Source organism: Flavobacterium franklandianum, assembly GCF_007097365.1.
Classification (GTDB): Bacteria; Bacteroidota; Bacteroidia; order Flavobacteriales; family Flavobacteriaceae; genus Flavobacterium; species Flavobacterium franklandianum.
Genome location: NZ_VJZR01000004.1, coordinates 265,090 through 278,026 on the forward strand (window position 1 = coordinate 265,090; position 12,937 = coordinate 278,026).

Consider the following 12,937-nt stretch of genomic DNA (forward strand, 5'->3'; position numbering starts at 1 on the left):
TTAGAAATTGAAATTATTTAACAGATTTATAAAATGAGCATCTATCAATCCTAAATTTTTTGTCAAGTCAAGCAAAAATGTATATCAATAATCAATTAGAATTGAATCTGGTTAATAATTCCTTCCCCAAGGATGTTTCACCAAATAATTATTACAGCTTTCGCATTCGCGACCTATTTGCCAAGTAAGCGAAATTTCGTGAACACCTTGGGTATTGCCCATTTTTGAAGTATTGATGTCATAGGAATAACCAAAAACAAAGCGATCCAACTGGATGGATCCAAAAAGATTGAGGGAAGTTAATAAATGACTATTGTTGCTTTTTTCTTCCGGATTAGTCGCTGCGAGGATTCCAACGATAAAAGGTTTTAACTCTAAAGCGGTGCCAAAATCCAAGCGATTGTATTGAGCTTGACGGATATAATTGGCTGTCACTAACACATTGGTTTCCTCTGGAAAAAAGGACATTGGACTGTCATCCAAGCTCAAGGAATAGCCGCTGTGAACACTTAAAAATAATTCCAACGGAACGGCTGCATAATCCGTAAAGGCAATATTGGGTTTGTTCAGGTGTTTCAAAGAAGCACCAAACCAAGCTTTGTCACTGTATAATAATATACCCGATGAAAAGTCAAAAAAACCAATTTTGTCGTTAGCGTTCAAAACTCCCGGATCGGTAGTTTCGCCATTAATTGAGCCGTCATTGGGATTAATTTGATCTTCCAATAAAAGATTGCTAAAGTTGAAATTTTTGTGTCCATAACCCGCTTCTATGCCCAATCGGAATCGCCATTCATCATTCAAATTGACATTATACGAATACACGCCGTTGATTTGAGTGTAGTTGTATTTGGTAAAAACTTCTCTTTGATTTAAAATCGTTAAACCCAAACCCATTTCTCTTTCACGACCAATGGGACTATTGACAAAAGCATATTCGGTGTCAATTCTTCTATTTTCATTAGGCCATTGTGATCGGTGGATTAGCCCTGTGTATCCTGTGACCAAAGTTCCCGTAAAGGCAGGATTTAAAGATTCAGGAACCAAAAAATATTGCGTAAATATGGGGTCTTGCGCTTTAACCTCAGCAATTGATAAGGTGGTTAATAGTATGTATAAAACAAGTTTTAGTTTCATTATTTAGTTTCTTATTTTATTAATACAAAAGGGTGATTGTCATTGACAACAGTGCCATAAAAGGTTTCTCCGCTCACTTTACAATAGTAATTACCATTTTCAGCATTGATGTCTTTTATTTTCCCGTCCCAACCTCGCAAAACATCTCCTGATTCGGAATAAATCATCGAACCCCAAGTATCGTAAATGTCCATTCTGACGTTTTTCAAAGCCTTGGTTACCGGTCTAAAAGTATCATTCAGGGTATCATTGTTGGGAGTGAAAGCATTGGGAACGACCAATACATAGCCTTTTCCAACAATTAGAGTAATTTTTTGAATATAAACGCATCCAAAAGGATAAGTGACCGTTTGTGTCACTACATAGTCTTTTGGATTCACAAAAGTATGCATCGGATTGAGTTCTGTAGAAAAAGTTCCATCACCAAAATCCCAAACCACACCGATGTAATCGCCAGTTGCCGTATTGGTAAACTGTATGGGATCATTGATGGAATAAGTACCATAGGTCGAATAGGCATAAGAACTAACAGTAAAAGAAGGAGATCCAAGCGTTGGAATTGCAACAGTAAAAGTATAATTCGATTTACATCCAATGGCATCGGTAGCAGTCAGAATCACCGTTCCGTTTTGGGTAGTATTCATCATTTCATTATTGGCACCGCTAACCGTTCCGCTGGACCAAACCAATTGATAAGGCGGAACTCCACCCGAAACTTGAGCTACAAAAGTTTGTTTTACGGATTTAGTATCACAGTCAAAATCTGTTTTGGTAACCACTCCAGTCACAATAGGTGGTGGACGATTGATGCTGTATTGCGCTTGTTTGGAACAACCGTTGACATCGGTTACAGTAACCAAATAATTTCCTGCGGGAATGTTGACTAAATCCTCGGTTGTTGCTCCGTTTGACCAAGCATAAGTAAAAGGAGCAGAACCACCAGAAACGAGGAGATTGATGGCTCCGGTATTGGCATTATTACAGTCCAAAGCATTAGTCAAATTGGCTGAAAGTACTAATTGTTGCGGTTCGAGAATGATAAAAGTTCGGGTAATTGTACAAGGCTTGCTATCAACAATGGTTACAGTGTAAGAACCTGGTTTTAGATTATTTCGAGTCGTTCCTGTTACAGCTCCATCACTCCAAGTCAAGGTTACAGGTGCAATTCCTCCAACAAAATTGAGCGTTATACTGCCATTATTCGCTCCAAAACAACTGATGTTTTTTACCACTGGATTAACAGTAAAAATGGGAGCTTCGGGAATGTTGACGGTTACTGTTTTGGTACAATTCAAGGCATCGGTAACGGTAATGGTGTAGTCACCAGCCGAAAGATTGCTTTGAGAAGTGCCAGTTCCCAAATTGCTCCAAGTAATTTGATAAGGCGAAACACCACCAGTAACTACAAGGTTTATGGATGCATTATTGTCGCCATAACAAACAATAGGAGTCGTGGTTGCAGTTATTTTTATTTCTGAATTTTGTGTTAGGATTACAGACAAGTTTTTGACACAACCCAAATTATCAGTAACGATTAAAGTATAAGTTCCGGCAAAAAGATTCGTTAAGTTTTGATTGGAACTAGTGAAACCATTTGCCCCTGTCCAAGCAAAAGTATAAGGAGCAGTTCCTCCAACAACATTTACGTTTATCATTCCCGTTGAATCTCCAAAACAAAAAATGTTGGTTTTACTTCCCAAAGTTACCGCCAAAATAGGAGGCTCGGTTATGGTAAAAGTCGCCGTTTTGGGACCACAATTATTGGCGTCAGAAACAGAAACTACATAAGTTCCGGGACTTAAATTAGATAAATCTTCGGTGGTGGCATACGGAATTCCATTTTTTGTCCAAGCGATTTTATAATTTAAAGTGCCGCCAGCTACTGTGATTTTAATTTCGCCATTGGCAGCATTAAAACACGAAATATCTTTTTCTAAATCGGTGGTGATGATAATTTCGGCGGGTTGTGTGATGGTTACTGTTTGAACTTTGGTACAATTATTAGAATCGGTTACCGTCAAATGATACGTTCCTGTAATCAATCCTGTTAATGATGGCGTGGTTTGTACTGGTATTGTATCCCAAGAATAATTCAAAGTTCCCGCTCCACCACTGGCTAAAATAGTTACAGCTCCGGTGCTATTTCCAAAACAATCTACATTGGTTTGAGAAGCTATTGAAGTGACAATTCCATTGGGTTCTGTTATGGTGGCTTGGGTTGTGGTAGAACAACCTTTGGCATCTGTAATAGTAACAGTATAAGTTCCTGTGGGTAAATTTACGGCAACATCCGAAGTTTGAACAGGTGTTGTGTTCCAAGAATAAGTATAAGGAAATGTTCCTCCATTTGCAGTGACTGTTGCCGAACCAGTACTGTTTCCAGAACAAAAAACATTCGTTTGCGCCGTAATGCTTGCCGTCATCCCAATAGGTTCGGTGATAGTAACAGCTGTCGAGGTGCTACAACCATTTAGATCAGAAATCAAAACACTATAATTACCCGCTTTTAATCCTGTGGCTGTTGCCGATGTTTGAACCGGAACCGTATTCCAAGAATAGGAGTAAGGCGCTGTTCCTCCGATTACTGTTACAGTGGCACTTCCGTTATTTCCGCCAAAACAACTCACATTTGTCGAATTGGAAATGGTCGAGCTCAATCCTCCTGAAGGTTGCGTAATAATTACTTGTTGCACTTTGGAACACCCATTCGCATCGGTTACGGTTAAAGTAAAAGTACCGGCTACTAATCCAGTAGCAGTGGCTGTTGTTTGAACAGGAACGGTATCCCAAGAATAGCTTAAAATTCCTGTGCCTCCACTAACAAAAACTGTAGCCGAACCCGTATTATTTCCAAAACACAATACATTCGTTTGAGAAGCAATTGATGTCACAATCGCGTTTGGTTCCGTAATTATAGCTTGTTTTTGTATCGAACAAGTATTGGCATCGGTAATGGTGACAGTATAAGTTCCTGCTTTCAATCCTGTGGCTGTGGCCGTGGTTTGAACGGGAATGGTATTCCAAGAATAGGTTAAAGTTCCAATTCCACCAGTTGCTGTTACCGTTGCCGATCCCGTTGCATCACCAGCACAACTCACATTCGTTTGAGATGATATAGTTGCCGTTATGCCACTTGGCTGTGTAATAATTATTCCAAGTAGCGTCTTAACACTCCCATTGGCATCCGTAACTTTGATGTCATAAGTGCCTGCTGCTAAGGCTGTAAAAGTATGATTTGTAGCAGCTGAATCAGTCATAGTACTTATCATTCCTCCTCCTTGCAAGGTCAGTACATAATCATAAGGACCAACAGATTGCTGGGTAATATCCACTTTAATAACTCCAGTCGAATAACCAAAACATTTAATATCACTGTGTGCTACCAAATCCTCTTGGATAATCAACGGTAAAGGCGAAGTCAAAGTAAAATCTAATACTATTGGACTACAAAGTCCATCATTGATAGTGAGCGAATAATTTCCGGCAGGAACATTTGCAATACCTTGGCTCGTAGCCGAAAAACTATTCGGTCCTGACCACAAATAATTGTAAATACCCGATCCGCCTGTTACTGTAACATTAATGGAACCATCATTGGCTCCAACAGAACTCACATTAAAACCACTATAATTCGATAAAATACTGGAAGTTATAATGGCTGGATTCACCGTTATTTTATAATCGAAAGGCTGACCCGTACACGAAACACCATTATTATCGAAAGTAGCAGTCGCAGTATAAATTATTGTAAGTGGGCTAGTGGTAGTATTGGTTAATGTTTGCGCTAAAATGGTGTCCGTTCCCGAAGCAGCTGCACCCGTAATTCCCGAAGGAATAGTTGCTATCCATTTGAAAGTAACATTTCCAGTAGTTAGACTTGATAATGAAATTGGCAAACTGTTGCTACCAGAACATAGTGTTTGATTGGCTCCCGAAAAAACAACTTTTGGTGATGGATTGACAGTAACAACGACGGTAAATGTATTTCCTGTACAACTTCCTGATTTAGGGGTAACGGTATAGGTGGCACTTTGAACCGAATCGGTTGGATTAGTTAGTGTTCCTTTAATTGTAGTTTGGTTTGTTAATGCTGCACCACCCAAAACTCCTCCTGTAACCACTGGAATTCCCCAAGAATAAGTGGTTCCTGTCGGGACGATATTTCCACCTCCGTCCAAAGGAATTATCGAAAAAGAGGTGTTGGAACAAATAGTTTGCAACTGGGCAGTGGTAATTGATGGAACTGGATTAACCGTTATCGTATAAGGATATGTAATTCCTTGACAGCTAACGCCACTATTCGATTCGGCTGTTGCCAAATAGGTAACCACGATGGGAAGATTGGTCGTATTGATTAATGTTTGAACTGGAATTGTATTGGTGCCACTCGCAATAACTCCTGAAATTCCTGCTGTTTGCACTGCTGTCCAAGCAAAAGTTGCTCCTGTAGCTGTACTACTTAAAGTAACTAAATTAGAGGATGAACCGGAACATAAAGTTTGATTTGTTGGTGTAAAGCTGACAGATGGTGATGGGTTTATCGTGATGGTAAGCGTTTTTGATAATCCTGAGCAACCATTCAAATTTGGAGTTACTGTGATAGTGGCAACAATAGGACTGTTTCCATTATTGATAGCTGTAAATGCTGGAATATCGCCTACACCATTGGCTCCTAATCCAATGGTCGAATTAGTGTTAGTCCAGTTATAAATTGTATTTGGAATTGCTCCCGAAAATACAATAGCGCTAGTAGATTGTCCGTTGCAAACCGTTTGATTCGAAAGGACATCCACTGTTGGTGATGGATTAACGGTGATCGTAAAATTTGTGGGTGTTCCAATACAACCATTTGCTTTTGGCGTAACGGTTATGTTCGCTATTATTGGCGATGTTCCAATATTGGTTGTAGTAAAACTGGGTATGTTTCCACTTCCTGTTGCTGCTAGACCTATTGAAGTAGTATCATTTGTCCAATCAAAAGTAGTTCCGGTAACGCTTCCGGTAAATGTTATAATACTACTCGCAACACCATTGCATCTGACGAGATTAGATATCGTGTTTATCGTTGGTTTTGGATTGACGGTGATGGTAAATGTTTTGGATGAACCGGGACAACTATTAGCCGATGGTGTTACAGTAATTGTAGCAATCACGGGTGTCGTTCCTGAATTTATAGCAGTAAAGCTTGGAATTGAATTGGCTCCAGAAGCTGCAACTCCTATGCTTGTAATACTAGACGACCAAGTATAAGTGGTGCCCAAAATAGATCCAGTAAAATCGATTTGTGAACTTGTTTCTCCAGCACAAAGAACAACGTTTGTAGTTGCATTGACATCGGGTTTTGGATTTACCGATACAACCACATCAAATGGCGAACCAGAACAACCATTGAATGATGGGGTAACAGTGTAAGTTGCTGTTTGAACAACATTGGTTGGATTGGTCAAAGTGCCAGATATAGTGGTTTGATCTAAACCTGTATTTCCATTGGTCAAACCTCCCGTTACTGTAGGATTACTCCAAGAATAAGTAGTTCCTGTAGGGATCAAATTTCCAGAACCATTCGTTGGTGTAACTGTAAATAAGACACCACTACAACTAGTTGCAGTCATATTTGCGGCAATAAATGGTTTCGGTTTTACGGTTATGGTATAAGGAAATACTGCTCCTGAACAAGTAGTACCACTGGCCAATGTTGCCGTAGCATTGTAGGTTACAACGATGTTGGAATTGGTGCTATTTGTTAAAGTTTGGGCAGGGATTGTATTATTATTTCCACTTGTTACAACTCCAGATATTCCAGCGGGCTGAACGGCTGTCCAATTAAAAGTAGCTCCCGCAACACTGCTTAAGGTAACTACAGTCGAAGTATCTCCAGAACAAATGGTTTGATTAATAGGTGAAAAGCTTACTACTGGAGTTGGGTTTACAGTAATCATAAAAGTTTGGGTTGCTCCTGGACATCCATTGGCTGTTGGAGTGACACTTATTGTTGCCGTAATCGGTGCTGTAGTTGTGTTTTTTGGTGTAAATGCTGGTATATTCCCCGTTCCGTTAAGGGCTAAACCAATAGCAGAATTTGAATTTGTCCACAAATAAGTAGTTCCCACAACTGTATTACTGAAGATAATGGGAGTTGTTATCACTTCATTACAATAATCTTTATTGGTCACTACCACAGCACTTGGCGTAGGATTGACAGTGATAGAAAATGTTTTTGGAACTCCATTGCAGCCCAATGCATTTGATGGGGTAACCGTTACGGTAGCCACAACAGGAGAATTCCCAGTATTTATTGCTGTAAAAATTGGGATATTACCTGTTCCGCTTGCAGCCAATCCAATGGAAGGATTGTCGTTGTTCCACGAAAAAGTAGTTCCTGCAGTTGCACTTGCAAAAGCTATCCCATTTTGTATAGCATTATGGCATAACGATAAGTTACTTACAGCATTTACAGTTGCTTCTGGATTTACGGTAATAGTAAATGTTTTTGGAGTTCCAGAACAACCATTTAGAGAAGGTATTACTTCTATAGTTGCTGTTAAAATAGTAGTTCCTGTATTTGTAAGTGTAAATGGATTAATGTTGCCAGAACCTGTGGCAGGAAGCCCGATACTTATATTTGAATTTTTCCAACTAAAAATTGTACCAGATTCAGACCCTACAAAAGTTATGAGATTAGACAACTGACCTTTACATTTTTGTTGACTCAGGACATCATTTACCTGTGGTGTGGGTTTGATTATAAACGAACCATTTACAGTAGTAGGGCCACATTCATTGGTAACTTTTAATGAATAAGAGATAGTTCCAGAGGCACTATAACTTACGGATGGATTGATAGCTGTTGATGTTGGTGGTGTTCCACCAGGGAAACTCCATTCATAAGTCAGAGGCGATTGTGTTCCGCAATTTGTAACAACTGCCGTTGGACTAATGGTGGTACTGGGCAAAATTTGACAAAGAGATGCAATCGGATTTAGGGTTACCGTTGGCGGTTTCTTTATCGTAACGATTTGCGAAGAGGGGAAACTTCCACAAGAATTAGTTGCCGTAAGTGTAATGGTGTAAGTTCCGGGTTCTGTAAAATTATACGATGCGTTTGTTGTGGTTTGATTTGGAATTGTTGCAATACTTGTTCCGCAATAAGCAGGAACATAGGTAACATTCCAAACATAAGTGGGTGGAGAACAAGAATTGGTCGTAACAGTGGTATTCGTTGCGGTAATAGCTTGCGGTGAGCAACCAGAGCTGTTGTTCAAGGTGAAATTTGGAACTAGTGGGGCTTCTATGCAGATTTGTTGATTTTTTGGTGATGAAATACTACAACTCCCTCCTGTATTAGCTGTCATTGTAACTGTGTAGATACCTGGTCCAGAAAAGATATGATTAACATTTGGAGTAGTTGTTACAAATCCAGAATTAATGGTGTTTGAAGCTCCACTTGCCGGGTCTCCAAAGTCCCAAGTAAATTTCGTATCTCTAGCGCAATTAGCAGAATAGCCTAAAATAGAAGTATTGGTAAATAAAACATTTGTTGTACTACAGGCTGATGAAGGAGCTGTGAAATTTGGTTTTGCAGTAGATATTGTATTCCCTCCATCAACTGTGCCTTCAGTAGAATCGCAAGCATTTGATACCGTCAACTTTATGATGAAATTTTTATTTGGGCAACTGTTTGTTTTATAAGAATAAGGTACTGGATAATTTTCGGAAGATATAGGGTTTAAAGGTTTATAATATGTAGTTTTTATCATATCGTCCTGATTCAAATTTAATATAGCAGAACCATCTCCATAATCTATAGCATAAGTTGTTCCTGGAGAGTTTAAAGCCCAATTTCCAATAGTATATTGAATAGTAGGACTAGGAATACACATATCTTTAGATCCGCCTGGGTTAAGAATCCCTCCAGATGGATTTGATACGTTTTTTACAATATATGTTTTAGAATTACTACATCCATTACCTGAAGCACTAATTACCATATTATATACACCTAATTGTGGATAAGTATGTGATTTGGGAAAACTAACATTATTTTCGGTTGAGCCATCTCCCCAGTTTATAGAATAAGAAGTAATACACGGTGTAACAGAAAGATTGCCAACAGTTATTGTATAAGAAGTATTTGAAATTGATGCTGTAGCACAATTATTAAATTGAGTTGATGGTGTAGCACTAGGATTTGTATCTTGAAAATTAATATCAGGTTTTTGATTGACTGTTAGTGTATGACTCACCTGAGAAGAAGTACAACCATTAGAATCTGTAACAGTCAATTTTACTGTAATACTGCCAGTTCCACATCCCAAAGAGGTTAGTGAATGGATTGGATTCGCAATTGTTGAAGTTGTTCCATCTCCAAAATCCCAAGCATAAGTATAAGGAGCTGTACCTATTGTGATATTTGATGTAAATTGAATTGGGCTTCCTGAACAGGTAGAAGCGGTTGCATTTGTTGAAAAATCAATAATAGGAAGTGGGTTGACTTTAAATAGGATTGTTTTTTCACATCCGTTACTATCTTTATAGGTAATATTGGATGTGCCTTCGGTAATCCCTTTTACTAATCCTGTGTTGTCAACAGTTGCAACAGAGGTATTTGAAGAAACCCACGAATTTGCCGTTCCAGAGCCATTCAAGTTTGAAGTTGAACCAATACAAGTATTTAAACTTCCTGTGATTGTTGGCAAAGAATTTACCGTAACCGTTGCACTACCAGTTTGGGTTTGCGTTCCTGATGAATCTGTAACACTTACTAATGTATAAACATAAACTCCAGCAGTAGTTGTTGGTACATTAACTTTAGCAATATCACCTGTCGAAACAATATTAATATTTGCACCCGTTCCTATTTTATAAACAAAAGTATATGGAGCAGTTCCTCCCGAACCTGAAAAAGTGATTTGTGGAGCCGTTGCATTTTGGCATACTGTCGCTGTCCCAGAAATAGTAGCCGTTGGTAATAGCAAATTAATGTCTCCACTATTGTTTTTAGCATTCAAAAAACAACTAAAATGCGCTAAAACCAATAAAAACAGAATCTTATAAAGCTTCTTCATAGGTGTTTAATATAAAACTCCAAACTTACAAATAATAAAAATCGATTCCTTACGGTTTTCCTCATTTTGAATTATTTTTATTATTGGGTTTATTGTTAATCATTTCATTTTCCCAAAGAAAATATAAAATACTATTTAGAAATTCAATAAATTACTACATTTGGACTTATAGCAAAACAAACTACAGAAAAATGCAGAAAGCTTTAACTTCATATTTTATAATTTTCCTTCTTTTCTCTTCAATTATTAATGCACAACAACCCCATAAACCAAATTCGGTAGCAATTTACAATCAAATTCAGAAATTGAGTTTCTTGGGTTCAGTGCTTTATATTGCAGCGCATCCCGATGACGAAAATACTCGATTAATTTCCTATTTCTCTAATGAAACTAAAGCAAGAACTGCTTATTTATCCTTAACTCGTGGCGATGGCGGACAAAATTTAATTGGCCCACAACTTCGAGAATTATTAGGGGTTATCAGAACTCAAGAATTGATTGAAGCTCGAAAAATTGATGGTAGTGAACAATTATTTACCCGTGCCAATGATTTTGGCTATTCCAAAAATGCTGAGGAAACAGTTCAAATTTGGGACAAAGAGAAGGTTCTATCGGATATTGTTTTTGCCATTCGAAAATTTCAACCGGATATTATTATCAACCGTTTTGACCATCGAACATCAGGAAACACCCACGGCCATCATTCTGCATCTGCTATTTTGAGTGCCGAAAGTTTTAATAAAACTAATGATCCAAAGGTTTTTCCTGAGCAATTGAGTTTAGTAAAACCTTGGCAAACTAAACGCCAGTTTTTTAATCCTTCTTGGTGGTTTTACGGAAGTCAAGCAAAATTTGATGCAGCCGATAAAACCAATTTTATTTCAATGCAAACGGGTGTTTATTACACCGCTACAGGGAAATCAAATCAGGAAATCGCTGCCTTGAGTCGCAGTTGCCATCAGTCGCAAGGCTTCGGAAGCACCGGAAATAGGGGAGAAGAAACCGAATATTTAGAATTGATAAACGGAGAATTACCGAAAGATAAAGCAAATGTTTTTGATGGTATTGATACCACTTGGAATCGAGTAAATGGCGGAAAACCCATTGGCGAAATGCTTTCAAAAATTGCTGCAGAATTTGATTTTATCAATCCTTCTGCAAGTATTCCGGATTTGGTGAAAGCCTATTCTATGATACAATCTTTGGACGACAATCATTGGAAAACCCTGAAATCTGAAGAAATAAAAAATGTCATTGCCGCTTGCGCAGGATTGTATCTTGAAGCTGTAGCGCAAAATCAGGAAGCAACTCCAGGGAGTCTTATTAAATTGAAACTCGAAGCGATTAATAGAAGCCCAATCGAAATGCAATTGTTAAGTGTCACCACTTTGCCGGATCAAAAAAATACCATTCAAAATGTAGTGCTTAAAAATAATATTTTACAAAATAGTTCTATCGATTTACAGCTGCCTTCTACTATCGAATTCACACAACCGTATTGGCTTAAAGACAAAGGAACCGAAGGAATGTACACAGTTCCCGACCAGAAAAACATAGGAATTCCTGATGTAATTCGGGAAGCGAAAGTGGTTTTCAATATTAATATTAAAGAAATCGAAATTCCCTTTGAAAGAATTGTAGTTTATAAATACAATGACGATGTTAAGGGCGAAATGTATAATTATTTGGATGTTGTTCCCGAAGTAACGACAAGTATTCTTGATAAAGTTTCTCTTTTCAAAGACAACAAAAAGAAATATATTGGGGTGAAAATCAAGGCCGGAAAAGAGGCTGTAAAAGGTGATTTACAATTGGAATTGCCTAATAGTTGGATTGTTCAACCCAAATCTATTCCTTTTAATTTAGATAAAAAAGGTCTAGAACAAACCCTTTATTTTGAGGTGACACCACCCAATTCACAAGAAGAAGCTATAGCCCAAAGTGTTGCTATTATTGACGGAAAGCGCTATGACAAGGAGCAAATTACCATTGATTTTGACCATATAACCAAACAACAAGTCTTGAAACCCTCGGAATCCAAGTTCATCCGATTGGATTTGAAAACGAATAACCAAAGAATTGGGTATATTATGGGAGCCGGCGATGAAGTTCCCAATAGTCTGATGCAAATGGGGTACAAAGTAACTCTGCTCAATCCCGAAGAAATTTCACCTGAAAAAATGGCTAATTTTGATATGGTCATAACAGGAATTCGCGCTTATAATACGTTGCAAGCATTGGCAAACAAGCAAAATTTCCTTTTTGATTTTGTAAAAGGAGGAAAAACAATGCTCGTACAATACAATACACCAAATGATTTGGTAACCGAAAATATTGCTCCATTTCCAATGAAAATATCCCGTGACAGAGTTACGGAGGAAAACGCTGAAGTTCGTTTTTTAGCGCCTAATCATCCCGTTTTAAATTCGCCAAATAAAATTACTGCCAAAGATTTTCAAGGTTGGAAACAAGAACAAGGATTGTATTATCCCAATACTTTTGACAAAGCGTTTACACCCATTTTATCATCGAACGATAAAGGGGAAACACCTAAAAATGGAGCCTTGTTAATCGCTCCCTACGGAAAAGGATACTATATTTACACTGGTTTAAGTCTCTTTAGAGAATTACCCGAAGGAATTTCTGGAGCTTATAAATTGTTAGCCAATATCATTTCTTTGCAAAATCCTGTGACTATTCCTGCTGAAAAAGTGAAACCTTAACTACTCAAATTA

Annotated in this window: 3 protein-coding genes; 1 reads left to right on the forward strand and 2 read right to left on the reverse strand. The window is 38.1% G+C overall.

The window, feature by feature from the left end:
- Positions 1–111 precede the first annotated feature (111 nt).
- Positions 112–1,137: a PorP/SprF family type IX secretion system membrane protein gene (locus tag FNW17_RS07400; protein WP_143390210.1), complete on the reverse strand. Its 1,026-nt coding sequence runs from the start codon at positions 1,135–1,137 to the stop codon at positions 112–114.
- A gap of 11 nt (positions 1,138–1,148) precedes the next feature.
- Positions 1,149–10,202, reverse strand: coding sequence for a PKD-like domain-containing protein (locus FNW17_RS07405; protein ID WP_144071308.1), 9,054 nt, complete (start codon positions 10,200–10,202; stop codon positions 1,149–1,151).
- A 191-nt stretch (positions 10,203–10,393) separates the two neighbouring features.
- Between FNW17_RS07405 and FNW17_RS07410 the strand changes: the two genes are divergently transcribed.
- A complete protein-coding gene (locus FNW17_RS07410) occupies positions 10,394–12,925 on the forward strand; it encodes a PIG-L family deacetylase (RefSeq protein WP_144071309.1) in 2,532 nt (843 codons plus the stop codon).
- Positions 12,926–12,937 lie beyond the last annotated feature (12 nt).

Coding starts and splice junctions, on each gene's coding strand:
- FNW17_RS07410 (WP_144071309.1), top strand. CDS start 10,394: ATGCAGAAAGCTTTAACTTCATATTTTATAATTTTCCTTCTTTTCTCT.
- FNW17_RS07405 (WP_144071308.1), bottom strand. CDS start 10,202: ATGAAGAAGCTTTATAAGATTCTGTTTTTATTGGTTTTAGCGCATTTT.
- FNW17_RS07400 (WP_143390210.1), bottom strand. CDS start 1,137: ATGAAACTAAAACTTGTTTTATACATACTATTAACCACCTTATCAATT.